Raw genomic sequence first — 26,409 nt, 5'->3', positions numbered from 1 at the left:
GCAATACTAAATTAATGGAAGCCCTGTGATTTCACAGGGCTTTTTTTATTTGCAAACAACTTCTCATTATATTTGTCCTATGCATTTTCTATTTATAAGTGGCGCAGAAATTTTTTTTATCCTCTTTATCGTGGTCATGGTATTTGGTGCGGACAAAATTCCGGGTATCGCCAAAGGACTGGGTAAAGGAATGCGACAATTACGTGATGCTACAGATGATATAAAGCGTGAAATCCAAAAAAGTGCAGATAAACAAGGTATCGATACCGATTTTACCAAAGACATTAAAAAGGAGTTGGAAGAAGTCAAGAAAAATGTTGACGAAGTGACCGGGTCGATAAAGCGGAGCACTAAATAATGTATGCTGAAAAGAATTCTTGAATGGGATCGTGACACCTTCATCTATCTTAATAACCTCGGTATTGAAGATTATGACATCTTTTGGTCTACGGTCACAAATATCAGTACATGGATACCCCTCTTTTTATTTTTCATAGTACTACTTTTCGTTAAATTTTCCACGTTGGAAGCGTCGTATAAACTGGTCACGGTACTATGTCTCGTAGTTTTCATCATTTTAGTAACCGATTTGACAAAGACTACAGTAGCAAGATTGAGACCTAATAATACTGAAGAAATCAATACGCTTATACGCATTCTAAAAAGCCCTACGGATTTTAGTTTTTTCTCTGGTCATGCCGCTAGCTCTTTCTCTATAACTGTTCTGTTCTTTCTTTTTGTACGAAAGAAGGTAAAATGGGCAGTTCTGTTCTTTATTTGGCCTATTCTATTTGCAACCAGCCGTATTTTTGTTGGAGTGCACTATCCCTTGGATATTATAGTAGGTACTTTGATAGGTGTTTTGTCGGCACTATTGTTCTATAAATTATACCACCGCTTTATAGTACCCTACTCAAAGTCAATCCGTCCCTCACAGGAAGGATAACAGTCTCTACTCTTGAATCGTTTTTTAGTTTTTGATTATAAGCAATTAAGGACGCCGTAGCTTTATCAGATTTAGAAACAGGTTCAACCACTTTTCCAGACCATAGCACATTATCGGAAAGGATAACACTGCCAGATTTCGTTTTCTGAATAGCCGCTTCAAAATAGGCATCGTAATTGACTTTCTGTGCATCAATGAATACTAGATCAAAATAAATGTCAAGCTTTGGAATAATATCCAATGCATCCCCAATATGTTGTTCAATTTGGGCTCCATACCTGCTTTTATCAAAATAAGTGCGCTGCAGCTTGTAAAGCTCTTCGTTGATTTCGATGGTGTGTAGTTTTCCATCAGTTTGAAGGCCTTCCGCCAAGCAGAGTGCCGAGTATCCTGTGTAAGTTCCAATCTCAAGAATATTTTTAGGAGCTATGATTTTAGAAAGTAAACTCAGTACCCGTCCTTGAAAATGCCCCGTGATCATTCTGGGCTGTATTGCTTTCAAATGTGTTTCCCGGGTTAGCTCTGTTAAGATTTCCGGTTCAGCTTCAGAATTATCCTTGATGTAATTCTCCAGTAATGTGGAAAGAAAGTGCATGCGTAATTTTTCGTAAAAATATAGAAAAGAACTACATTGGGATTTTAGTTTTTTCAATTATATATGGCTATGAACTCACTCGACCCAATACTTAGAAATGCAACCTTGGAAGATTTGCCCATCCTCTTGGGTTTTGAACAAGAACTCATAAAGGCAGAGCGACCTTTTGATAGTACTTTAGGAGAAGATCCCATTAGTTACTACGATATCAAACAAATGATATTGGATGATGATGCTAGCGTAATCGTTGCTGAGTTTGATGGAAAGATAATAGCTTCCGGATATGCCATTCCCAAAAAGGCCAGGCACTATCTGGCACATGAGCAGTATGCCTATCTAGGGTTTATGTATACCCACCCTGATCATAGGGGAAAGGGCATTAATGCCAGAATTGTAGATGAGTTAAAGCGTTGGTCGCTGGAAAGGGGATTAAAAGAAATACGTTTAACGGTTTATAGTGATAACGTACCTGCCATACGTGCATATGAAAAAGTAGGTTTTAAAAGACATATAATAGAAATGCGTTTGGAATAGTGCATGGATAACGATTAGCTTTACAAATAATACTGTCGAAGAAAAAAACGCTATGATTTTTCAAAATTCATTGGAATTTGCGCAGCAACTTGATGCTGAGGACAAATTATCCAAATACAGAAAAGAATTTCATTATCCGCAAGTCAACGGAAAAGAGGTTATCTATTTTACCGGTAATTCTCTAGGACTGCAACCAAAACGGACCCAGAAGTTTGTTGACGAAGTGATGAAAGATTGGCGGGAGTTGGCCGTTGAGGGGCACTTTTATGCAGAAAAGCCTTGGTGGCAATATCACGAGCTTTTGGCTGAAGGTTTGGGCAAAGTTGTTGGGGGTAGCGCTAAAGAGATTTCTGTCATGAACACGCTAACCGTAAATCTTCATTTATTGATGGTTTCTTTTTATCGGCCAAATCAAAAGCGTTACAAAATCATTTGTGAGGAAAAAGCCTTTCCATCTGATCAGTACATGTTGCAGAGTCAGGTAAAATTTCATGGTTTTGACCCTAGCGATGCCATTGTTGAGGTCAAAAAAAGAGCAGGAGAGCATGCGTGGCGAACAGAGGATATCATTGAAAAAATTGAAGAGGTAGGAGAGGAGCTGGCTTTGGTGCTTTTAGGTGGTGTCAATTACTATAACGGTCAGGTATTGGACATGGAAGCGATAACGAGTGCAGGTAAATCAACAGGTGCTTTTGTAGGTTGGGATTTGGCACATGCGGTGGGTAACGTATCATTAAAATTACACGATTGGGATGCAGATTTTGCTGCTTGGTGCAGTTACAAGTATATGAACAGCGGACCTGGAAACGCCTCGGGTATTTTTGTGCATGAAAGACATTTGGGTAAAAAAGATATTCCACGTTTTGAGGGCTGGTGGGGCACAAAAAAAGAAACTCGTTTTTTAATGCAGCCCGAGTTTGACCCTATAGAAACGGCCGATGCTTGGCAGCTGAGCAATCCCCCAATACTTTCTATTGCGCCATACTTAGCCTCTTTGGAACTGTTTGATGAAGTAGGTATGGATGCCCTAATTGAAAAACAGCTCAGAATTGTAGCTTATCTTGAATTCGTTTTACAAGAAATTGATAAGGAAGTAGATAGTTCTTTCGAGATTATTACCCCCAAAGAACGCGGTTGCCAACTTTCTGTTTTTTTACATGGAGAAGGAAAATCGTTGTTTGATTTTTTAATGAAAAATGGTGTAATTACCGATTGGAGAGAACCTAATGTAATACGACTGGCGCCAGCACCTTTTTATTGCTCCTTTGAAGACATGTACCATTTTGGTCAGCTTTTGAAAAAAGGTATTCTCCTGAATCAGAACGGATAATAAGATAAAATTAGCTTTTTGAACCAAAATTTTAACAAGTCTGTAACGCAAAAATTCATAAATCTTTATTCACCGTTTATCGAAAAAGCGAAGTAGCTACTTACTATTCTTGTCTTTCTTACGTACATATTTAAGTTTTAACCCCAAAAACTTATATGAACATGAAATTTAAAAATGAAAAAAGAAGGCTTAAGGTCGGCTTAAATGCTATGTTGACTTTAGCCGCGATTATGGTTTTGTCCATTGCTTCTTGTGAAAAGAACGATGTAGACGAAGACCGAAATGCTACAACACCAAATGAAGAAGTATCCACAACAGAACAGGATACGGATTTTATTACCAAGTACTTTTTGGGAAGTGAGGTAAAAGTAAGGCTTGAAGAAGACGGAACCTACAGTCTTGCAGGAAGCGATTTGAGATTGTTTGAAGACCAATTATCGGATTCTGCTGAAGCTTTTGACGAAAACCCAACACCAGATGCCGGTCAGACCAGTCTAGCATTGGGCGGAGGTGTTCGAAAATGGACCGATGGTGTTGTCTATTACGTTATCAATGGATTGAGTGCTTCCGTTCGTTCGGAGTTGCAAAAGTCTTTTGATGAGTGGACCAGCAAAACCAACGTTACTTTCAAAGAACGTACGAATCAGTCCAATTATGTAACCATTTCCTCCTCGGGATCCAATAGTAATTCTGGTGTCGCTACGTTGGGAATGAACGGTTCAAGAGGTTTTATCCGTTTAGGAACTAGAGCAACGGCTGTAGTGATTATTCACGAGTTAGGCCATACATTGGGCTATATTCATGAGCAAAACCGTTCGGATAGGGATGATTTCGTCATTATCAATTTCAACAACATTGTGCCCGATGCACAAGACCAGTTTTTCAAAAGCAATTCCGCTATCTTTTTAACAGGTCAGTTTGATATTAATTCAACCATGATGTACGGTAGTTTTACATTTAGTAGAAACGGACAACCGACCATTACCGATTTGAACGGCAATCTATTGCCACCAAGACAAGCGAGCATTTCTGCTTTGGACATTCAAGGGACAAATGCACTATATCCAGCTACGGATACCAACCCTGCAGGTCCTTGTGACGGTGTGGCGGAGTGGTCGCCATCTACACAATACTTTGTTGGAGATAGGGTTACCTATTTTGGTAGTTTGTACGAGAGGGATTTTACCCGATGGAATTTTATAACAAGATGTAACTAATAAAAATCGGGGTTAATGCTAAGACAAATTGTCTGGTTATAAAACAGAGAGGGTGTTTAAAAAGCTTTCCACATTGTCATATTGGGCCTGTCGAAATATCTAATTTATCGACAGGTGTCCATTGGTTTCATTTGCTGAACTTAACAACTGGAAAACAATTACTTTTTAAACATCCTCTTTTTTAATTTTAACATACTTCAAAACAATAGATAGCCTTGGGACTATAGGCCGTATTTTGTCTTTAAATAATTAGAGGGGGTAATTCCTTTGTATTTTTTAAACTGTCTTGTAAAGTAAGAAGGGTCATTAAACCCAGATTTGTACATTATTTCGGCTATGTTCGTGTTGTTGATATTAAAGTGTTCAATTGCCTTTTCAACTCTAAATTCGTTTACAAAACTGATGAATCTTCGATGGGTCATCTTCCTAAAAAATCTACAAAAAGAATTGGGGGTAAAACCCAATTGCGAGGCTATTTCAGTGACGGATATTTTTTTGTCATAATTTGTGTTAACATACTCAAAAGCCTGCTCCAACCTTCGTATTTCATCTTTTTTGAACTTGCTCAACGGGATGCTTTCCAACAATTTTTTTGGAGTACTCTTTTTAGAAAGATAATCCAAAATGGCAAGTAAGTTGATCAACTTTCCTTGGCTGTCCAGCATTCGAAATTTTTCAAATTTTTCCGATAACGCTTCTTTGGTTGCCTTGTCAAAAATTAATATTTGGTTAGATGCTTCGATTAATCGCTTGATATCATTAAATTCAGGGAAGATTTGCAGTCTGTCGTTTAATGCCTCTTTTTTGAATTGAATCACCACCTCAATATTGTTATCATAATCCTTGTTCCCAAAATCTGCATGTGGAATATTTCCTCCTAAAAAAATAATGACCCCATCGCTGTACTCTTCTTTTTTTGGACCAACATGGAGTATTCCTGAGCCATTTTTCACATACACCAATTCGAACTCAGGATGGATATGCCATCCAGTAGACTCGCATTGGGTAGAGGCGAAGTAAGTCTCTATCTTCAGCGAAGTGTTCGATGCTACATTGATGGCTTCCAGCATAGGTTTCATAAAGTAAAACTATCTAAATAGTTTGAAAAAAGAGATTATGGAGAATAAAATGTCTTATTTAAAGAATGATTTATGCTAAAAAGTATAGTAGAGTCTTTAGTTATTTTGTTTAGAAATTAAGAATATGCTGAATCAAAAAAGTGATGATGGCAATGGAGAATACATTCAAATTTGAACTCAATAATAAGATAATGATGCCGCAAATGGGCCTAGGTGTACTTTTTGCAAAGAATGACGAAGAGGTCGAAAACGCAGTTATTTCTGCTTTGCATACCGGTTATCGTAAAATAGATACAGCTTCTGCCTATCAAAATGAAGAAGGAGTGGGAAAGGCCATAAAAAAGAGTACAATATCCAGAGCAGATGTTTTTATAACTACCAAGGTCTGGAACAGTGAACAGGGATATGATAAAACATTATATGCCTTTGATGAAAGTTTGATAAAGCTTGATACGGATTATGTGGATATGTATTTGATACACTGGCCCGTGAAATTCAAATACAGGGAAACTTACAGAGCGATGGAAGAAATATATAAAAGTGGTAGGGCAAAAGCCATTGGGGTATGCAATTTTAGTATAGATCAGTTGAAAAATTTAATGGGAGATGCAGAAGTTGTTCCAGCATTAAACCAAGTAGAAATGCACCCTTATTGTAGTCAAAATGATATGATGGACTTTGCAGGTCTGCACAATATACAGCTCGAAGCATGGAGACCGATAATGATGGGGGAGGTATTGAATATTCCAGAACTAAGGGAAATTGGAAAGATACATCAAAAATCTGCGGTACAAGTTACGTTGCGATGGTTAATTCAAAGAGGGGTAGCGGTTATTCCAAAGTCGATAACTCCTAAAAGGATACGTGAAAATTTTGAAATATTTGACTTTGAATTATCCGAAAGGGAAATGACTGTTATTGAAGGACTGAACAAAAATAGAAGGCTTGGAGAAGATTTATCCCATGTTGTATAACATATTCGAAAACTATCAATTTGTAAAGTGTATTAAATTTAACATGTACCCATTAACATGAAATCACTCCAGCTTATTTTTTCCAATCCCAGATACTTTGCGCCCGCATGGGTGTTCGCCAGTCTAAACATTTGGTTTGGTACTTGGGCCATATATATTCCAACAGTAAAGGATAAATTGAATATTGATAAAGCGGATTTGGGTATTGCCATATTTTGCCTGTCTTTGGGTGTGTTCACTATATTTCCTTTGGCCTCTAAAATAATTAACAAGCTTGGGGTAGGAAAGGCCACATGGATGGGAGTGATGTTAAGTAGCATCTTGGCACTCTTTCCGCTTCTAGCGCCAAATTATTATTTGTTAATGATATCGCTGTTTCTTTTTGGTGCATCTAACGGACTTACGGATATTTCCATGAATACACTGGTTACCGAAATTGAAAAAGAAGACAAGCAGAACTTCATGTCGGCCGCACACGGATTTTTTAGTTTGGGAGGTGTAGTTGTAGGATTGGGGAGTTTTCTTATTCCGATTATCGGAAATCCGGTATTACATATGGGTATTACGGTTATACTCGTTTTTATCATAAATCTACTATTTTATAAAAACTACAAGAGTGTTGTAGCTGCACCCGTAGATAAAGAGCCATTTAGCCTAAAACTGTTCAAACCTTTGTTTTTACTGGGAATAATAGGGTTTGTAGCTATGGGCAGTGAAGGAGCTATCGTAGACTGGAGCGGGCTTTATCTTAAAGAGGTCACGCTGGCACCAAGCGTACTGATAGGTTCAGGCTTTTTGGCGTTTTCGGCTGCAATGACTTTGGGTAGATTTTTAGGGGACGGGATAAGCGCAAAGATTGGCTCTGTCAAAATTGTGGCCTTAGGTGCATTAATAGCAATTTTTGGGTATGCATTGGTACTTTCTGAACATACGGTTCTAGCAATCGTAGGCTTTGCACTTAACGGACTTGGTTTCTCCGTAATAGTTCCAGAACTATTTAGAATCGGAGGAAACGTAAAAGGTGTAGATTCCGCCCAAGGAGTTTCCTTTATTGCAGGAACTGGGTATTCAGGTTTTTTATTGGGCCCTGTAATCCTTGGATTTTTAGCGGAGAGCGCATCGCTAAAACACAGTTTTTATGCCCTTTTAGGTTGTGTCTTACTTGTTTTAATGACTACGATGCTATTGAAAAGGAACAGATTCTAACTTTTACTCTTTTTGAACGTCTAAATTGGTGAGGTTAATGCTAAAGTTTCCATCGGCCTTTTTATGATCACGCACTAATTTTAAACCACCTATGTCAACATAGTCTTCCCAAGTAGTTGCCATGGAAGGCTCTTCTTGGTTTCCTTTTCTAAAAACCCACTCACGGATTATAAAATCATCCTTGAAGTAAAAGTCGTACGCATCTCCTGGTGTATAACCACCTTCATTACCATAGATTATGGTCAATCTTTGCATAGATTCTTTAGCTATAGGTGACTTTTCATTTTCGGAATGTTCGTAGGTGTAATTATTCGAATCCCATATCAGATTAAATGGTGCCAAAATCCAATACCTGTCATTTATAAAGCCACCATTGATCTTTACGGCAGTGCTATCCATGGACTTTCTATTGTAAGTCAAGGTGTCTTTCGAAGTAATTGAAGTTACGGTATTCGATTTTGGTAGCCATACCCAAGTTCTTTCAAAATGAGTACTGTCCCTGTCAACATTGAACGTAAAGGTAAATTCTTTTACAGCCTTCCAATGTTCATATCCGTGTGCATCCGCAATCTTTTCCGGGATTGTTTTTTGTTGTTTTTCTTTCGGGACTGCTTTTTTTTGTTCTGTTTTGCAGGACAAAAGCATCAGAAAAGATAGAAATGTTAAAATGGGAATGCGTTTCATAATAAGTTTTGCCCCAAATATAATGTCATTTTAATTTATCTTGTAGTACGTTTCCGTAAAAAGTAATGCTAACCGAATCATAACCTAACATCTAAGTGACCTTTTTAAAGAAGCTGTTTCTTATTCTTATAAATAACCTCGATAAGGAATCATCGCAGGCAGACGACCCGTATGCGAATGTTTCGGATGAGGAATTGGTAAAACGAATAGTGGCCAATAACAATCCATTATTGTTTGGTAAGCTCTATGACCGTTATGCTAAAATGGTTTACAATAAATGTTATGGATTTGCAAGATCACAAGATGAAGCCGAGGATTTGACCCAAGATGTTTTTCTGCAACTGTTCATTAAGTTGAAACTTTTTAAGGGTAAATCAAAGTTTTCGACATGGTTGTATTCATTTACCTATAATTTTTGTGTGAACTATGTTAATCGAAACAAACAGCGAAAGATGAGCGATAAATCTTCCCCTGTGGAAGATTCTGAATATAAATTGACAGAGGAGGTGCCCGAGGAAAGCCTTTATGAGATGAAGGCGAACAAATTAAGAGAGGCCTTGGAATTGGTATCGGCAGAGGAAAAATCCATTTTATTGTTGAAATACCAAGATGGAGCATCGATAAAAGACCTGGTAGCTTTGATGGAGCTAGGCGAAAGCGCAGTAAAAATGCGATTGAAAAGGGCAAAAGAACGATTGGTGGAAACCTATAATACGTTACCATAGATGGCAAAGCAAAGAAAAAATCCATTTAGGGAATTAGAAGCTTCATTACGGGAAGTCCCCCCGGGAATGAAGAAAAAGGTCATGAACGACATAGCTGCAGCTAAGCTGATCATGGATTTGGCCTCGCTCTTCTCTTTTAATGTGGGTTCGGCTTTGCGCAAGCTCTTTAGGACTACAAAAGACAATTAAAACAACACGATAAAACAATACATATGGAAACAATTAACGAATGGAAGAACTTGACTTTTGATTCGCTGGCTGCAATGGGTAGGGATATTGCACTGGCGCTGCCCAAGATTATTGGTGCGCTAATCATACTATTGGTAGGATGGTTGGTGACCAAAATTATACTTTTTGTATTAGGAAAGATTTTGAAGCTTGCCAAGATCAATACCTTGAGCGACAAGATAAACGAGATGAACCTTTTTGGTAAGGGAGATTTTAAGATTGACATCATTAAGGTAATTCTTGGTTTTGTAAAATGGTTATTGCTCTTGGTATTCTTGATCGTTGCTGCAGATATACTGAGCTGGGAAATTATTTCTACCGAAATAGGAAACCTTTTGCGTTATCTGCCGAGATTGTTCAGTGCTTTAGCATTAATGATGATCGGGCTGTATATTGGTAATTTCATCAAAACCACGGTAAAGAAATTATTTGATTCGCTAGAGTTCAGTGGGTCCAATCTGGTGAGCAATCTACTTTTTTACATCATCGTAATCTTTATTTCGATAACGGCCTTGAACCAAGCCGGAATCGATACTACGATTATTACGAATAATATCACACTCATTCTCGGTGCTTTTTTGTTGGCCTTTGCCATAGGACTGGGACTTGGCTCCAGAGATATCATTACCGATATGCTGCGGTCTTTCTATACAAGAAGAACATATGCCGTTGGTGATAAGCTTGTAATAGGGGAAAACTCGGGAACAGTGGAAGCTATTGAAAACAATACGTTGACCTTGGTAACCAAAAAGGGAAAATTTGTCATTCCAATTAAAGATGTTGTATCGGAAAAGGTAGAGATAAAGTCATAATTACCTTTATTTGGAGAATGAGGTATGTTTGAAGCAATAACTTCTTCGGAATTTGATTAATTTTGAAACTTTCAAGAAATAAAAAATGAGTTCAAAAAAAGGAAAAGTTCAAGAATTGGTCCAAGAAAAATTATTGGAAGAGCGCAAGGTGTTTTTATGGGGTATGGTAGATGATGATTCCGCAAAACATGTTATTGATCGCTTACTGTATTTAGATTTACAGAACAATAAGGAAATCCAACTTATTATAAATAGCCCGGGCGGTTATGTTACTTCTGGTTTTGCTATTTATGATACCATCAAGCAAATAAAAAGCCCGGTTTCTACAGTTTGTTCAGGTTTAGCTGCTTCAATGGGTTCAATTTTATTGTCCGTTGGTGAGAAAGGAAGAAGATTTATACAGCCACATGCGCGAGTAATGATTCATCAGCCAAGTGGTGGTGCCCAAGGACAAGCCTCCAATATTGAGATTCAAGCCAAGGAAATTATAAAGACCAAAGAGCTTGGAGCAAAAATACTGGCAGATAATTGTGGACAGGATTTTGATAAGGTGATGAAAGATTTTGACCGTGATTACTGGATGGGTGCAGAAGAGTCTGTGAAATACGGTATCGTAGACGGTATATTGGAGTAGGTAATTGTTTGCCTCTTCACTTAAAAAGGGAAAAAGTCCTTCGCAAATTTTGTGAAGGACTTTTTTCATATAGTGGCGCCGAAGCGGAATATTTAGAATATATACGTCAACTTTTGCACCAAAAGTCTACGACTGTTCGTTAAATAAATGTCAAAAATTCATGAACCGAATAGGTGAAGAAGATTTAGAAAAAAGAACCAAGAGCTAAGAATCAGGATAGGCGATGTCTTTGTTCTCTACTCTTTTTAGCGAAACGGTCTTTGCTCTTTTAGCGAAGTGGTCTTGATTCACTTTTCTAAATACACTCTCACTTTTTTGTGCTCGGCTAATTTTGCAAACGGGGGGTAAGAACAAAAGATAGGCAAGTCTTGTTTCTTTACTCAAAGAGCAAAGCGGTCTTTATTCCAATTGATTTTTGATATTTCAATTTTCCGTACATTTAAAACTTAATATGAATTCGCCTATAGGCATTTATGGTACAGACCTCTAAAAATATAGCCATCATTGGTTCTGGATTGGTGGGCTCTCTTTTAGCAATTTATTTAAAGAAAAAAGGACATTCGGTTACCGTTTTTGATAGGAGACCAGATATACGGACAATAGAGTTTTCTGGCCGTTCCATTAACTTGGCTATGAGCAACCGAGGATGGAAATCCCTTCGTAAGGTAGGACTGGAAGAAACTATCAAAGAAATTGCGATTCCTTTGGATAAACGAGCTATGCACGTGAATGATAAGCCCGTTTATTTTCAGAAATATGGCAAAGAAGGTGAGGCAATTTGGTCAATTTCACGTGGAATCCTAAATAGAAGAATGATTGACTTGGCAGAAGAAGAGGGAGTTCTTTTTAGGTTCAATGAAAAGGTTTGGGACGTTGATTTACCAGAAGCCAGAATATTTACGGGAGAATCCGAGAAAAGTGAGTGGAAGGAATACCAATATGATATCATTTTTGGTTGTGACGGTGCTTTTTCAAGAGTAAGACACAAAATGCAACGTCGTAGTAGGTTTGATTATTCACAGGACTTCATAGACGTGGGATATAAGGAGTTAGCGATTCCGCCAAACGAGGATGGCACGCATAAATTGGATAAAAACTCCTTTCATATTTGGCCAAGGGGAAAATTCATGCTCATCGCCATGCCAAATCTAGATGGAAGTTTTACATGTACCCTATTTTTACCCTTTGAAGGAGAAGTTTCTTTTGAGAACATCACCAATAAAAAAGAGGCCAAGACCTTTTTTAAGACTTACTTTCCCAATGTTAGAAAAGAAATAGAAAACCTTACACAAGATTTCTTCAAAAACCCGACTAGTGCTATGGTAACGATGAAATGCTACCCATGGACCTACTGGAATAAGGTTGCATTGGTCGGTGATTCCGCTCACGCCATCGTGCCATTTTATGGTCAAGGAATGAATGCAGGTTTTGAGGATATTTATGAATTGGATGAACTTATGGGAACTCATGGAGACGATTGGGAAACTATTTTTAGCGAATATCAAAAAAGTCGTAAACCCAATGCGGATGCCATTGCTGAACTCAGCTATAGAAACTTTATGGAAATGAGCCATAAAACCGCTGACCCAAAATTCCTGTTACAAAAGAAAATTGAAAAGCGATTTGCTGAAAATCATCCTGATAAGTGGATTCCTGTATATAGTCGTGTTACTTTTTCCGAACGGTCTTATGCTGAAGCTTTGGCAATAGGAGACGAGCAGGAGAAAATCATGCAAGAAGTAATGTCAATGCCAGATATTGAGGCTCATTGGGATTCCAAGGCCGTTGAAAATAAGATTTTGAGCCTGTTGGGTGATATAGCGACCTCTTAATTCAATCCATTCATTATCAAAGATTAACACCATATTAATTCACATTGTTGACCCTTTTTTGAATCGTATATTAAATAATTACAATCAGCTATTGGTCCAGAGCTTTTCATAACTGTCCTGCGTATTGAGATCATCAAATATGTTAACGAAATAGAATCAATATAAATAAGGTGAAAATGTATTACTTTAGCAGTCGTGAAAAATAAAATACAAATAGCAACGGGTTTTTTGGCAATGTATATTTTGTCGTTACCTGTTGTTTTAATTTTTCATTCGCAAGAGCATACAGCGCATACTGTAAATGTTGTTAGCAACGATTTTACCGATATAGTTGCCGAAGAAAATTCAGACTGTCAAATCTGTAGTTTTTATTTTGATCAGCAACTACATGTTCAAGATCTCTTTGTTTACGAATTAGCTGCTTTTTCCTACTATTTTCATCAAAGTATAGTGGGAACCATCAATATTGTTCCTAAAAAGCAACAGCATCTTCGAGGACCTCCGGTAGCCTAAATATTTTTCTTTTACTTAATTGAATATGGCGACCTTCATACAAGGTTTCCAATAATTCATTTTACGCTGTATCATCCAATGGCGTACCATAGCTTAATCAATCACATTTACATAGTATAATATGCTAGAAGCAATCAATCTTACCAAAAGATATGGTGGACATGAAGCATTGAGCGACTTGAATCTTTCTGTTGCTCAAGGTGAAATTTTCTGTTTGCTGGGCCAAAATGGTGCCGGTAAAACCACCACGATAAATTTATTTCTTGGTTTACTAACAGCTACAAGCGGTAAGGCTTTAATTAATGGCGTCGAAGTAAAGCCAAACAGTAATGCCACTTCAAAAATGATAGCCTATATACCTGAAGTAGTACAACTTTACGGTAACCTATCAGGTATGGAAAATCTTGACTTTTTTAGCCGAATTGCAGGGTTTCGGTATTCAAAGGAGGAATTGGCGTCCTACTTATTAAAAGCTGGGCTTCAGGAAACCGCCCACCTTAATAAGCTGGCCTCTTATTCTAAGGGAATGCGACAGAAAGTAGGTATCGCCATTGCACTATCCAAAAATGCAGACTTCATATTTATGGATGAGCCGATCTCTGGCCTTGATCCTAAGGCTGCGGTAGAGTTTACTGCGATTTGCAAGGAATTGAGCCAAATGGGAAAATCTATTTTTATGGCGACACATGATATTTTCAATGCTGTTAATGTCGGTACCAGGATTGGTATTATGAAAGAAGGCCGTTTGGTATACGAGTCGGAAACAACGGATATAAATGCCAACGAATTACAAAATCTATACTTAAAAACAATCTAAAATCTTAAATCAAAATGATCAGAGTAGTGATTTCGTTTTAGGTGCGGAGTTACTTTTTGATTGTGCAGATAACAGATTACCCCGAAAATAAAACGAACACAAATGAGAATCATAAAAAATCTATTTATATTATTACTTTTTAGTTTTGTTGTGAATATCCACGCTCAAGAGGTAACGGGTTCGGTTACCGATGAGCAAGGAAGTCCAATTTTTGGTGCTACGGTTTCCATTGGTAATACAGACAACATGTTCGGAGTGTTGACAGATAGGAACGGAGCATTTCAACTAAATGTACCCGAAGGAGTTTACGAGTTCGAAGTACGCTTTTTGGGATATGCTTCCCACCAAAAATCCATCGATGTAAGTTCTTCTACTGTACTTGATTTGGGAACTGTTGTATTAACAGAAACTACAGAAAGCTTACAGAATGTTGAGGTCATAGGTCGTGCTAGGACCGACTACAATAGCGATTATTCCTTTTCTTCGACTAAGGTGGCCATCAAAAACAAGGAGTTACCACAAGCGGTATCAACAATTACCAAAGAATTGATGAACGACCGTCAAGCGTTTCAATTGGCAGATGCAGTAAAAGCTGCCAGTAGTGTTACTTCCACGGCATTTTACAATCATTTCAACATACGGGGTGTCACACAAGCAGAAGAGGGACAGGTCATCAATGGAATGCGAACCCGTCAGTATTATTTTCTACAGCCCATAACCTCCCACATAGAACGAGTAGAAGTTGTCAAAGGACCCTCTTCGGTAACTTTTTCCAGTGTTGACCCAGGCGGAACTATAAATATGGTAACCAAAAAACCTTTAAGGGAAAAGCGAAACGAGGTAAGTGCTACCGTGGGCAGTTTTGGAACGCTTAGGGCAACAGCAGATTTTACAGGGCCATTGAATGAATCTAAAACCCTTTTATACCGTTTTAATGCAGCAGTACAGGAAGCCAGATCTTTTCGGGATGTGGTACAGAACAACGCTTTTTTGATTACACCGTCTATTTCATACATACCTAATAATACTACAGCATTAAATGTAGAAATGATATATAGTAATGGTGTTGGCAACTTGGATAGGGGGCAACCGATTTTTGGTGCCATCAATGGGGAATTTGATTTGAACAGTACGCCGACTTCCCTTAACGTAGGGGCTTCAAACGACTTTTTTAAGTCAAAGGAGTTTTTGGTGATGGGCAACTTCACCAAGCAGATTACAGATAACATTGGCTTCAATGCCTCGTATATGAAACAAACTTGGGAAGAAGACCTTGCCGAGCACAGAACTGTGAACGCCGCCGCTGTGGATATCGAAGGAAATCCTATCAATACCCTAGCTGAAATGCGTTATGTGGAACGAAAGCAGTTCTGGGTCACCGATAATTTCAATGCTTTTGTAAATTTTGATTTTGAAAGTGATAAAATCACTAATAAAGCTCTTATAGGATACGATGGAAGTTGGTGGGAGCGTACCAAGGGTGGTGGACAAAATGGAGCGCGAAGGTATTTAAGAAATGACGGGAGCGTAAGTAATTTTGACCCGGCCGATGCCGCAGATTTTCAAACTATTGAAATCGATGGTGTACTGGCACCTAGACCTAATGTCCCCCATTTTGATTTGACCGACCCTCAAAACAACATGAGGATTATCAACGACTATACCATGTCAGAATTCGCAATTCCGGCAAACCTAACTACCTCCAGTGGGGTCTACATTCAAAACCAATTTAAGATATGGAAGCTTTCTGCCTTGGTCAACCTTCGTTACGAGTGGTATGAGGATAAGTTCAATTATGAATCCAACGATGAAGAAAGTTTTAAAAACGAAGCCTTTATACCACGTCTAGGGATTACGTACGAGGCAACGGACAATATAAATGTCTATGGAACCTATATTGAGGGCTTTCAACCGCAATCAAATACCGTTACTTTATCACCGGCTACAGAAAACTTTTTCTGGGCAGGTTCTCCAGCAGAATTTGACCCCTTGGAAAGTGATTTAATTGAGTTTGGAGCAAAAGGAGAGTTCTTTAGAGGACGATTGGCAATGAACATGGCCGTTTATGAAATCAATCAAAAAAACCTTTTGCAACCCGATCCCAACGATGAGGATTTGTTGATTGAGGGTGGCGCACGAAGAAGTAGAGGTTTTGAGTGGGACCTATCGGGCTATATCTTACCAAATTTTCAGGTAAATGCTTCCTATGCCTATATCGATGCTGAAATAATCGCGGATGATGACCCTACATTGATCGGTGAACGAGCGGGTGGAACACCAGAACATAGTGCTAACCTTTGGGCTAGATATGATTTTACGGATAATACTTTGAGGGACGTCGGAATTGGTTTTGGAACAGAATATCGTGGAGATCGATTCTCATGGTACAGCGATCGTGTGCTGCTTCCGGCGTATACGGTATTTGATGCCGCAGTGTATTATCGCCCCTCAGGAGGAAATATACAATTGGCGCTTAAGGTGAACAACTTGTTCGATGAAACATATTGGGGAGGTGCATTGTTTGCATCACGACTTTTTCCTGGAGCACCACGAAATGTGTTGCTGACAACCTCCTATAAATTTTAAGGATTATGAAAAGAGCTAACATCGGTCTGTTTATGGGGCATTTCCTCAAAAATGCCCTCAAGACCAAAGTAATCTACATCATGTTTGGCATATTTTTGCTGCTGACCGCCTACGCTGCGGTCAGTGGCATCAATAACTACTTCAAACAGAATACCATTAGACTGGAGCATCAACAAAAGGCACGACAAAGTTGGGAGGCCAATCCAGATAAACATCCGCATCGCATGGCACATTTTGGTACATTCGCTTTCCGTTTGAAACAGCCTTTGAGCATATTTGATTATGGAATTGAAAGTTTTACGGGGAATGCGGTCTTTTTAGAAGCTCATAGGCAGAACAGCGTCAACTTTTCAGATGCAGGGTTTTCCACTGGGACTCTGCGCTTTGGTGAATTGAGCATGGCGATGCTTTTACAACTTGTACTCCCCCTGATTTTATTCTTTTTGGGGTTTTCTGTTGTCGTCTCCGAGAGGGAGAACGGAACCTTGAAAATACTTTTGTCCCAAGGAGCAGATTGGAAGGAAATACTGCTGGGCAAATCTTTGGGGCTATTTATACTGGCACTTTTATTCTTTGCCCCCATTTTTCTGGTTACCATGTTTTTTTTAATGTTTGGGGAGACTATAGCGAACCCGGCCGATTCGTGGCAGCGTTTTTTGCTATTGTTTTTAGGATATGCACTGTTTTTACTTATTCTATCCTTTATAAGCATAATGGTGTCCACTACGGCGCACTCATCCAAAAATGCGTTACTCACGTTACTCGGTATTTGGTTGTTGATGGTGGTTTTGGTTCCCAAGACCTCGCAGGCGGTCGGAAGTGCTATCTATCCCACTCCTTCAAAATTGAGTTTTCAATCGGGCGTTGAGCGGGATGTCCTTAAAAAAGGAGATAGCCACAACCCAGAAGACCCCTATTTTAATAGGCTGAGGGATTCAGTTTTGACCGTTCATGGCGTTGATTCCATCACCCAGTTACCTTTTAATTATGGAGGTTTTGTAATGCGGGAAGGAGAGAAGACAAGTGCAAATCTGTACAAAAAACACCATGATAGTTTATTGCACATCTATGAAAAACAGAACAACGTTAGCCGTTTTACTGCCGTGCTCAATCCTTTTGTGGCCATTAAAACAATATCTATGGCATTTACAGGAACCGATTTCAAGGGATACGTGGATTTTCAAGAGCAGGCCGAAGTCTATCGCTATCAATTGGCACAGGAGATGAACGAACTTCAGATGGAATATATCAGCACCAAAAAAGTAAGTGGTTCGGAGGGGAAAAAGCATGTGGTGGGACATGAACATTGGGAAGAATTCCCCGATTTTCAACACCAGATGCAACCTTTACAGAGTTCTTTGAACGAAGCATCATTAGGTATTTTTTCTTTATTGGGCTGGGTTTTGTTATCCTTTTTGGGCTTAGGATATCTTTCAAAAAAAGCAAAAGCAATATAGCTATGTACAAACTTCTACTTTTACAATTTTTAAGGTCAAGGGCTGTTGTAGCGAGCTTGGTTCTTATACTCGTGTTGGGCGCAATAAGCATTGGTATAGGGCATCAATTTTTATCTCAAAAAAAAGCGGCAATCGACCAAGTTGAAAATTATCAACAGAATCACATCGACAGAAATGTGACGTTGCACAAAGATGATTTAGGGCTTCTTATGTACTATGTGAAGTTCGCATTCATAAACAGTCCAACCCACCTTTCGGGGCTTTCCATAGGGCAAAGTGATGTAAACACTAATCTGCAGCGAATCACTATCAAAAATCTGGAGGGACAACGATATGATACGGATTTGGTAAACCCTATGAATCTTCAGTCAGGAAACCTGGACTTATCGTTCGTATTACTATACCTATTTCCACTGTTGATCATTGTTTTTACCTTCAATTTGTTATCCGAAGAAACCGAGACAGGTACATGGCGATTGGTATCGGTACAAACTCCATCAAAACAGAAGTACCTATTAACGAAATTATCCATAAGGGTACTACTTATATATATAGTCTTGGGAATACTTTTTACTATTGCTAAATCGGTGTTGTCCATTCCTTTGGATATGAATTTCATGATGATGATTTTCCTGTCGTTGTTATATGTCGCATTTTGGTTCGCTTTATGCTTTTTTGTCATCAACTTTAAAAAGAGTTCAGGGTTCAATGCACTGCTGTTGTTATCCATTTGGTTAGTATTGCTTATACTATTGCCGGCGGGAATAAACGCATATTTGGCCAATAAGTATCCAGTTCCCGAAGCTTTAAGTACGATGATAAGTCAGCGGGATGGGTATCATACCAAATGGGATACTGATAAAACGGAAACTTTGCAAAAGTTCTATGATCATTATCCACAGTTCCAAAAGTTTGGATATCCAATTGAAGGGTTCAACTGGACATGGTATTATGCCATGCAACAGATGGGAGATGACGATTCTGTTACAGATACCAAGGCGTTACGGGAAAAGATTAGCGAACGTGAAAGTGTTAGTAAACAACTGTCCGCATTTTTGCCAAATATGCATTTGCAATTAGCATTCAATGAACTTGCAGGAACCAGTTTAGATCAGCACCTTAATTTTTTGGATGCAACAGCTAATTATCACGAGGAATTGCGATTGTTCTTTTATCCTAAAATATTTGAAGAGAAATCTGCAGATGTGGTGGACTGGAGAAGATTTACGCCAAAATATGCAGATGATGGGAGGAGTGATATAAAACAAGTACGTTTTATATGGCCTTTGCTCATAGCCACTTTTATCATGCTTCTCTGCTGTGTTGCAATTGGACGAAAGTTGTGTTAAAGGGACAATCATGCGATGCGCAATTCAAGCGCGAATAACTTGGTATTGGAATGTCTTAACGATAAGAGAAAACTTGGGTTGGGAAACAAATCAAAAAATTAATAGATGACTATGATTTCAACTATAAAGCTATTATTCACTGGGAGCTTTGTTTTTCTAGGAACGATGGTATTCTCCCAACAAGAATCCAATTTCCCTCCACCAGATGTTCCAATCAAAATCAAGGCATTTAAAGCATTGGGAAAAATTACTATTGATGGAAAGTTAAAAGAAACCGATTGGCAGTCAGCAGAACCGATTACCGATTTCTTTCGAGTTGAACCTGTTCAGGGAGGCTCAATAAAAAATAAGACTACGGTGCGGGTGCTATATGATGAGCGAAATCTTTATTTTGGTGTACTTGCTGCTGATTCCCTTGGAAAAAAAGGAGTACGGATGCAGGATTTAAGGCGCGATTTTGATAATGAGGAAAATGATGTGTTCGGTATTCAAATCGACGCACAAAACACTAAACAATATGCCGTATCTTTCCAAACTACACCTCATGGCAACCAACTGGATTTACAGAGCTTTAATGATAGCAATACCGATACAGACTGGAACGCCCTTTGGACCGTGCGTACACAACGTACCGATGAGGGCTATTTTGCGGAATTCGCCATTCCCTTCAAGTCCATTCGCTATGACAGACCCATTGCAGGTAAACCTGTTGAATGGGGTATTACATTTTATCGTTTGGCCCGAAAAGATTTTGAGAAAACCGTATTTCCCGCCATTCCACAATCCTTTTCAGAGAACCGTATGGTCTATGCTGCTAAGCTGACCGGATTGGAAGTACCGCCACCTTCTGCTAATATTAGAGTGGAACCTTATGCCCTGTATCAATATGATGAAAATAAAGAAGGAGATGTACTTGTTGACAAGCTCAACGAACCCAAGGTAGGAGGTGATGTAAAATGGGCGATCAATCCCAATGCAGTATTGGATTTAACGATAAACACTGATTTTGCCCAGGCCGATGTGGATCGTGCCGTTAACAACTTGGAGCGTTTCAACATCTTTTTCCCCGAGCGGCGACAGTTCTTTTTGGAAAACTCAGGTATTTGGGCAGGTGGAGGTAATTTTCAAGTACGCCCATTTTTTAGTAGAACCATAGGACTCGAAAATACATTTAATGCGGCACCAGCACCTTTAGATTTAGGTGCGCGATATACCGATAGATCGGAGAATCGGACCATTGCTGCTTTGGCCGTAAGACAACGAGAAACGGACAACAGCGCTGGTAGTACGTTTGGGGTGGCCAGATATACCCAGAATTATGGAAAAGAAAACAATATAGGAGCAATGATCACCTATCGTTTGGATGATTCGTTTTCGGATTTGGAGATTTCAAGTAAAAACAATACCACCATTTCTATTGACGGTCTCATACGTCCTAAGAGCGAGATTACCCTTTCCTATTTACTATCAACTTCTTTAGACAGCGAAACGGGAGATACGGGCTATTCAGGGCGTGTCTTTGCAGGGGCAAGGACCAATAACTACTACTTAGGCTATGTAAATGCTTTTGTAAGCGATGGCTATGATCCTGCGATGGGCTTTGTTTTCCAAAAAGATGTGATGTACCATAGCCCGGGTGGTTACGCTATTTTACGCCCCAAGTCCTTGCCTTTTGTTCGAAGATGGGATCCCGGTGCTTTTTTAAATTACTATCATGACTTTGAAGATTTTGGGAATTTTCAGCAATCAAGTCTGTACATCTTTCCAATTTACACTTGGTTTAAGGATAACAGTTTTGTAGAGGTATCTTTTACGCCTACTTGGCAAAACATCAATTTCAACTTTGCGCCATTGGGATTACAAATTAGTGAAGGAGAATATAATTATACACGGTTCTTGATGCGTTATAACTCAGATCAGTCCAAGAAGTTTTCCGGTTCCATTCAATACGACTTTGGTGATTTTTATAATGGAACACGGAATACTATCATTACCGGATTGCGCTATGCCCCTTTGCCCCAGCTCTCTATGACAGTTGATTATGAGCATAACAACATCAATGGTGTTGGTACTTTAGATGAAGATTTAAATACCGACCTCTATTCTGCCAGTGTGAGGTTGGCCTTAAACCCTAGGGTACAATTATCCACGTTTTACCAATATAACAGTTTTGATGAACAGGGCAGATGGAATGTACGCTTTAGTTGGGAATATATGCCCCTATCGTTCATTTATCTCGTGTTTAACGATACTCAGACTGATGTGTTTGATCCGATACAACAATCGAGACAGTTTATCAGCAAGATTACTTTTTTGAAACAGTTTTAACGTAGCGATATTATGGGTTTAATCTAAAGACCCCCGTAAAATTTATCAGTAAAGCATTCCATTTTACGCTCAATCTAAGCTTTGAGCGTTTAATCACGTATTTATCTATTTATCAGAAGAGTGGCAGCACAGAACTTACCCATTTAAGCATTTAAGATAAAGTGCCTCTTGAAACTTACTTCGTTTTTTTATTGAATGGTGCAACCCTTTACTTTTTGAGTTGTCTTTCTTTACAAAGAAAGTTTTTTTAAAAGAATTGATTTTTTGACAAATACGAACGTACTATTTGAATTTAATTTTACTGTTAAATATTAATATTTAACAATCTCAAAAAATAGTCAAATAGAAATGTTATGACAAAACTCAACTAAATGAATATTCCCCCTATCAGGTTATCTTTCCTAGCTTTAATTTGTTGTATTTCGGTCTATGCGCAAGATGACAATGAGGATGAATACATAACATTCAATGATAGAAAAAACAATGTTCATGGCGTTTATATAGGACTTCATGGTCATTACGGAGAACTTAGAGGTCAACCGGCCTACGGGGCAAGTTTTAAAATTGCCTATGTTGCCAATCAGCGATTTGAGATTGGTCTGTCAATAACCGGTTTTGAGTCTGATCAACCTTTGATACCAGATACAGATATTGATAATGTAGTAGGGGGAGGAACCCTTGGTATTCATTTAGAACCTATTATGTTTAGTGAGAAAAGAGTCAGTCTTTCCTTCCCCTTGCATGTTGGGATGGGTGTTTTCACTAACAGAATATTATCGGGCCCAGATTTTGACAAAGATTTTAAGGATAGGGAATTTGAGGATTTAGATCCTGTTTTGGTCATTGAACCGGGTGTAAGCACCCTCTTCAATATATCAAGATACTTGCAATTGGAAGCTGGTATAAAGTATAGGTTCAGCGGTAAATTAAATTTAGCTACGAGCCCAATTAAAAGGTTGAACGGTTTTACCGCTGGTTTTGGCTTAAAAGTAGGTGTCTTTAATATGGGCAGGAATCGTTACAAGAAAAAACTTGACTAATGGTGTAAAGGTGAAAGGAAGCCAAAAAAACATCAAATGCTAAGTATCCTATTAATATAGTTTCCAAGGTAAATCGAGTATGTGAAGCATACTTTTAAATACTAAATCGTTAAAAATTTGAAATCATGAAGCGTTTTTTTTTATTAAGTTTTATTCTAGTTGTTGGACTGACAAATGTTAATTCCCAAGAATTGGGATTAGGGGTCAAGGGAGGTTTCAACTTTTCTGATATTTCAGGAGATATTATCGGGGACACTGGTTTTGTTACGCGATATCATTTTGGTATTGTGGCGGAAGTGCCTATTTCTGATAAATTCTCATTTCAGCCAGAACTACTGTACTCCGGACAAGGTTATACTTTAAATGACGACCGTGTAGATCTAGATTATTTAAGTGTACCGTTACTTGGAAAATATTACGTGGCAAAAGGGTTGAGCCTTGAAGCTGGCCCACAAATTGGCCTGTTACTTTCAGCCGAAGAAGAAGATAATACGGATGTTAAAGATTTTTTTGGTAGTGTTGATTTAGGATTAAATCTAGGTTTAGGTTATAAATTTGAGAATGGACTCAATTTTAATGTTCGGTATATCGTAGGATTATCCGATATTAATGATAGAGACGGTCTTGATGCTAAAATTAGAAATGGTGTAGCCCAACTTTCTATTGGTTACTTCTTTTTCTAGGTTTATAGCGGGGCTTATTTGCTTTAACTGGTATGAAACAGTTGCTACTTTCTGGTTTAGGTATTTTGATGTGCACTACTATGCTTGCACAGAAGAAGCGCGTTGAAAAGCCTACGACCCCAGATAGAAATTATAATACCCAAATCTTACAATACAACATGGACTTTCCAATGGGTGTCAATGCAGAACAGTTCGCTCATGGCCTTGTAGATATTCCAATGACCAAGGATATGGCGGTGCGTGTAGAACGTTTTTACACCAAGTTTGGAGACCAAGAGCAGTTGAGTGCCGGTTTTGCAATCAAATACTTTTTAAACAAAGAGTATTATCTGATTACGGGAGGTGAAATACAATACGATATTAATACGAATAACGCTGGCTTTCCACAAAGAGAATTGATGCGTATGAATTTTGGTATAGGCTATAAGTCAGAAGGCAATTTAAGAATAGAGTTGGGGTATAAACCAATGATCGGTACACCCAACTCCGATGTATTGGAAAATATAATCAGCAATAGAGAAAGCACCTTTTTTTTAAAAGCACGGTTCTAAGAACTGTTTTAAACGACTCCATAAAATTTGAAAGGCACAATTTACAATAGGAATAGGGTACACAATTAGATAAATGAGCTTACGTGCTTTTAGTGGAGGAAGAACGGTAAGCTCAACTAAGTTAATCATCATTTTTACTCCGTATTTCTGCCCTACGCATCGGCATACTGTCCACTAGTTCAAATGGAATCGACCAAAGTTGATTCTTGAAGAAGAAAAAGGATGTAAAAGTGGTGAATTGATCGTGTAGTCAACTAAATAGAAGCCTCTCTAGGGTTACAACAACGGACTAAAAAACTTAGCGAATCCCTCAACTAATTTCTTCCAAAGAGGTCTTTGTTTAAAAACTTGATAAGTTAGCTTGTGAGATTTTTTGAAAAGGACGTTGAACTTTTTGTTGACCTCAACAGCAAGGTCTTTTTCAAAAATAAGAGCGTTGCTCTCAAAATTATGTTCAAAGCTTCTATGGTCAAAATTACCAGAGCCAATAGAAACCAATTCATTATCAATCTCGATAACTTTGCTATGCGAAAAATCTTTACGGAGGTATATGTTCGTACCAGTGTACAAAAGCTCATCAAATCTTGAGAACATACTGTACTTCGCCAATTTAGAATCTGTTTTTTTCGGTAATAAAAGGTTTACTTTTACTCCTCGTAATGCGGCAATTTTCAGCGCATCCAAAATAGATATATTGGGAATGAAATAAGGATTGGCAATATTGATATGACTTTTTGCCATATTGATCATTTCAATATACTGTTGCATTATAGTGGGCTGGTCGGAGTCTGGACCACTTGTTACAATTTGAACAACACTACTGCCTCTTTCGCCCGCTTCGGTTAAATATTCTGAACTCAATAAGGGCTCTTTGGAACTGGCAAAATGGAAATCCTTAATAAAAACTCTGTGGAGGCTACTTATGATCGGGCCCTCTAGATAAAGGTGTAAATCGCGCCAAATACCTAAATCTGAAATGGGGAGTATGTATTTATCAGAGATGTTTGCTCCACCAATGAAGCCTTTATCGCCGTCTACAACTATTATTTTTCTATGATTGCGGTAGTTTATCGTATATAACAAATTTCCTAATCTCAGCGGTAAAATTGGATATGCTTGGACACCTATTTCTTTAAATCGTTTCATTTTACTTCCCCTGAAAGTATAGCTTCCAAAAGAATCATAAATCAATCTAACCTCAACCCCTTCTTTTATTTTTCTTTTTAATATTTCATAAAATTTTTCTTGAAGCTCACCTTGCTCAAAAGCATAGTACTGTATGTGTATAAACTTTTTTGCTTTTTTTAAAACCTCGAATATAGTATCAAAGGTCTCATCGCCGTTATCCAATACTTTGACTAGATTTCCGCTATATGGAAGAGTGTGTCCGCTATTGGCAATAAGTTGCGATAATCTTTTATAGTTACCTGACAAAGATTTTTCAATCAACTTTGAATCTGTCAATTCATGATACTTGGTGTCATATAGTCTTCTTTTTTTAACTTGTTTTAAAGTAAAAAGCTTAAACTTTCGCCGGTTGACCCCAAAAAGGTAGTACAGCAAAACACCGGCAAATGGAAAGATCAATACCGTGAACACCCAACTTATGGATTTAGTAGGTCTGTTACCATGCAATAAAATGCTGGCAATGGCCCAAAGACATGTTAGCGCGTATATTACTATTAAAATTGTGTTTAATTGCATGGAATAAAAAACAATGATTATTTATTGTTTTGCAATGTAAAGGTATTATAACAAAAAACGGATGCCCTATGAGCATCCGTTTTTTTCTTAACTATTAGATGTAGTTAGTTATCATCGCTGTTCCCATCCAGTTCTTCCTTTACATCGTCAGCGGCATCTTCAATTTCATCTTCCACATCTTCAGCAGCGTCTTCGATTTCTTCTGCCGTATTTTCAATGGCATCTTCAGCTTTTTCCTTGTCAGATTTGGTTTCTCTACAACTTATAGTAGTAAAAATCAATCCCAAAACTATAATAAATGGTACTAGTGATTTTTTCATAATGTATTTTTAAGTTAAACTTTTCTTCTCCCTGTTATTAATGAAATTACAAATAGAACGATAAATAAAAAGAATAAAATCTTCGCAATACCAGCAGCTCCTGCTGCGATACCGCCAAATCCAAATATTCCTGCAATGATGGCAAGTATTATAAAGGTGATTGTCCAACGTAACATATAATTGTGTTTATAAGGGTTATTAATTCGTTTATTTAGCCTTAACTCGCTAACAGTACAAAATTCGTATAAAGCAATTATACTCTTTA

27 protein-coding genes are annotated in these 26,409 nt (G+C 38.2%); 21 read left to right on the top strand and 6 right to left on the bottom strand.

Features of this window, described 5'->3' with window-relative positions:
* Positions 1–79: 79 nt before the first annotated feature.
* Together LV716_RS02655 and LV716_RS02650 are read left to right on the top strand one after the other, a co-directional pair.
* Complete coding sequence (locus tag LV716_RS02655) at positions 80–358, top strand: twin-arginine translocase TatA/TatE family subunit (protein WP_163416250.1); 279 nt, start codon at positions 80–82, stop codon at positions 356–358.
* Positions 359–361: 3 nt separating this feature from the next.
* On the top strand, positions 362–946 hold the full coding sequence (locus LV716_RS02650; RefSeq protein WP_163416249.1) for a phosphatase PAP2 family protein: 585 nt from the start codon (positions 362–364) through the stop codon (positions 944–946).
* Here LV716_RS02650 and LV716_RS02645 read toward each other — a convergent pair.
* Positions 900–1,541 (bottom strand): O-methyltransferase, encoded by a 642-nt coding sequence (locus tag LV716_RS02645; RefSeq protein WP_163417850.1) that lies wholly within the window; start codon positions 1,539–1,541, stop codon positions 900–902. The genes LV716_RS02650 and LV716_RS02645 overlap by 47 nt on opposite strands.
* Before the next feature lie 69 nt (positions 1,542–1,610).
* On the opposite strand from LV716_RS02645, the gene LV716_RS02640 reads away from it, so the two are divergent.
* The 3 genes from LV716_RS02640 (at position 1,611) to LV716_RS02630 (ending at position 4,622) form a co-directional block, all read left to right on the top strand.
* A complete protein-coding gene (locus LV716_RS02640) occupies positions 1,611–2,075 on the top strand; it encodes a GNAT family N-acetyltransferase (RefSeq protein WP_163416248.1) in 465 nt (154 codons plus the stop codon).
* Between the two features lie 52 nt (positions 2,076–2,127).
* Entirely contained in the window at positions 2,128–3,405 is a 1,278-nt protein-coding gene (gene kynU / locus LV716_RS02635) for a kynureninase (protein ID WP_163416247.1), read from the top strand.
* A 161-nt stretch (positions 3,406–3,566) separates the two neighbouring features.
* Complete coding sequence (locus LV716_RS02630; RefSeq protein ID WP_163416246.1) at positions 3,567–4,622, top strand: M12 family metallopeptidase; 1,056 nt, start codon at positions 3,567–3,569, stop codon at positions 4,620–4,622.
* Positions 4,623–4,843: 221 nt separating this feature from the next.
* On the opposite strand, the gene LV716_RS02625 is transcribed toward LV716_RS02630, so the two are convergent.
* Positions 4,844–5,701, bottom strand: a complete 858-nt coding sequence (locus LV716_RS02625; RefSeq protein WP_163416245.1) for an AraC family transcriptional regulator — start codon at positions 5,699–5,701, stop codon at positions 4,844–4,846.
* Positions 5,702–5,853: 152 nt separating this feature from the next.
* On the opposite strand from LV716_RS02625, the gene LV716_RS02620 reads away from it, so the two are divergent.
* Complete coding sequence (locus tag LV716_RS02620) at positions 5,854–6,675, top strand: aldo/keto reductase (RefSeq protein ID WP_233759213.1); 822 nt, start codon at positions 5,854–5,856, stop codon at positions 6,673–6,675.
* 57 nt (positions 6,676–6,732) lie between these two features.
* Positions 6,733–7,881 carry an MFS transporter gene (locus LV716_RS02615; RefSeq protein ID WP_163416243.1) on the top strand — a complete coding sequence of 383 codons (1,149 nt, stop codon included), beginning with the start codon at positions 6,733–6,735 and terminating at the stop codon, positions 7,879–7,881.
* Between the two features lie 3 nt (positions 7,882–7,884).
* Here LV716_RS02615 and LV716_RS02610 read toward each other — a convergent pair whose 3' ends face one another.
* Positions 7,885–8,565, bottom strand: a complete 681-nt coding sequence (locus LV716_RS02610) for a hypothetical protein (protein ID WP_163416242.1) — start codon at positions 8,563–8,565, stop codon at positions 7,885–7,887.
* A gap of 95 nt (positions 8,566–8,660) precedes the next feature.
* Here LV716_RS02610 and LV716_RS02605 point away from each other — a divergent pair, with 95 nt between their 5' ends.
* The 14 genes from LV716_RS02605 to LV716_RS02540 all read left to right on the top strand — a co-directional run bounded on the left by LV716_RS02605 (position 8,661) and on the right by LV716_RS02540 (position 24,120).
* On the top strand, positions 8,661–9,290 hold the full coding sequence (locus LV716_RS02605; RefSeq protein ID WP_163416241.1) for an RNA polymerase sigma factor: 630 nt from the start codon (positions 8,661–8,663) through the stop codon (positions 9,288–9,290).
* Positions 9,291–9,479, top strand: a complete 189-nt coding sequence (locus LV716_RS02600) for a hypothetical protein (protein WP_163416240.1) — start codon at positions 9,291–9,293, stop codon at positions 9,477–9,479. It begins immediately after the preceding gene.
* A gap of 23 nt (positions 9,480–9,502) precedes the next feature.
* Positions 9,503–10,330 carry a mechanosensitive ion channel domain-containing protein gene (locus tag LV716_RS02595; RefSeq protein ID WP_163416239.1) on the top strand — a complete coding sequence of 276 codons (828 nt, stop codon included), beginning with the start codon at positions 9,503–9,505 and terminating at the stop codon, positions 10,328–10,330.
* 85 nt (positions 10,331–10,415) lie between these two features.
* On the top strand, positions 10,416–10,964 hold the full coding sequence (locus tag LV716_RS02590) for a ClpP family protease (protein WP_163416238.1): 549 nt from the start codon (positions 10,416–10,418) through the stop codon (positions 10,962–10,964).
* A 473-nt stretch (positions 10,965–11,437) separates the two neighbouring features.
* Complete coding sequence (locus LV716_RS02585) at positions 11,438–12,796, top strand: NAD(P)/FAD-dependent oxidoreductase (protein WP_163416237.1); 1,359 nt, start codon at positions 11,438–11,440, stop codon at positions 12,794–12,796.
* A gap of 195 nt (positions 12,797–12,991) precedes the next feature.
* Entirely contained in the window at positions 12,992–13,309 is a 318-nt protein-coding gene (locus LV716_RS02580) for a hypothetical protein (RefSeq protein ID WP_163416236.1), read from the top strand.
* A gap of 121 nt (positions 13,310–13,430) precedes the next feature.
* On the top strand, positions 13,431–14,126 hold the full coding sequence (locus tag LV716_RS02575; protein WP_163416235.1) for an ABC transporter ATP-binding protein: 696 nt from the start codon (positions 13,431–13,433) through the stop codon (positions 14,124–14,126).
* A gap of 102 nt (positions 14,127–14,228) precedes the next feature.
* Positions 14,229–16,712: a TonB-dependent siderophore receptor gene (locus LV716_RS02570; protein WP_163416234.1), complete on the top strand. Its 2,484-nt coding sequence runs from the start codon at positions 14,229–14,231 to the stop codon at positions 16,710–16,712.
* Positions 16,713–16,717: 5 nt separating this feature from the next.
* Positions 16,718–18,169 (top strand): DUF3526 domain-containing protein, encoded by a 1,452-nt coding sequence (locus tag LV716_RS02565; protein ID WP_205600099.1) that lies wholly within the window; start codon positions 16,718–16,720, stop codon positions 18,167–18,169.
* 2 nt (positions 18,170–18,171) lie between these two features.
* Positions 18,172–19,518, top strand: a complete 1,347-nt coding sequence (locus tag LV716_RS02560) for a DUF3526 domain-containing protein (protein WP_163416233.1) — start codon at positions 18,172–18,174, stop codon at positions 19,516–19,518.
* 111 nt (positions 19,519–19,629) lie between these two features.
* Positions 19,630–21,846: a DUF5916 domain-containing protein gene (locus LV716_RS02555; RefSeq protein ID WP_233759212.1), complete on the top strand. Its 2,217-nt coding sequence runs from the start codon at positions 19,630–19,632 to the stop codon at positions 21,844–21,846.
* 371 nt (positions 21,847–22,217) lie between these two features.
* Positions 22,218–22,886 (top strand): hypothetical protein, encoded by a 669-nt coding sequence (locus LV716_RS02550; RefSeq protein WP_163416231.1) that lies wholly within the window; start codon positions 22,218–22,220, stop codon positions 22,884–22,886.
* A gap of 125 nt (positions 22,887–23,011) precedes the next feature.
* The gene (locus tag LV716_RS02545; protein WP_163416230.1) at positions 23,012–23,569 is read left to right on the top strand and encodes a porin family protein; all 558 of its coding nucleotides are present in this window, start codon (positions 23,012–23,014) and stop codon (positions 23,567–23,569) included.
* Between the two features lie 32 nt (positions 23,570–23,601).
* On the top strand, positions 23,602–24,120 hold the full coding sequence (locus tag LV716_RS02540) for a hypothetical protein (RefSeq protein ID WP_163416226.1): 519 nt from the start codon (positions 23,602–23,604) through the stop codon (positions 24,118–24,120).
* A gap of 276 nt (positions 24,121–24,396) precedes the next feature.
* Here LV716_RS02540 and cls read toward each other — a convergent pair whose 3' ends face one another.
* From cls to LV716_RS02525, 3 genes are all read right to left on the bottom strand, one after another.
* Positions 24,397–25,824 carry a cardiolipin synthase gene (gene cls / locus LV716_RS02535; protein ID WP_163416224.1) on the bottom strand — a complete coding sequence of 476 codons (1,428 nt, stop codon included), beginning with the start codon at positions 25,822–25,824 and terminating at the stop codon, positions 24,397–24,399.
* Between the two features lie 104 nt (positions 25,825–25,928).
* Complete coding sequence (locus tag LV716_RS02530) at positions 25,929–26,144, bottom strand: hypothetical protein (protein ID WP_163416222.1); 216 nt, start codon at positions 26,142–26,144, stop codon at positions 25,929–25,931.
* 14 nt (positions 26,145–26,158) lie between these two features.
* Positions 26,159–26,320: a DUF1328 family protein gene (locus LV716_RS02525; RefSeq protein WP_163416220.1), complete on the bottom strand. Its 162-nt coding sequence runs from the start codon at positions 26,318–26,320 to the stop codon at positions 26,159–26,161.
* Positions 26,321–26,409 lie beyond the last annotated feature (89 nt).

Origin of the sequence: Flagellimonas sp. HMM57, from assembly GCF_021390175.1 — a bacterium.
GTDB lineage: Bacteria > Bacteroidota > Bacteroidia > Flavobacteriales > Flavobacteriaceae > Flagellimonas.
The sequence above is the reverse complement of the archived record's forward strand: the minus strand, read 5'-3'. Positions and strand labels throughout refer to the sequence as shown.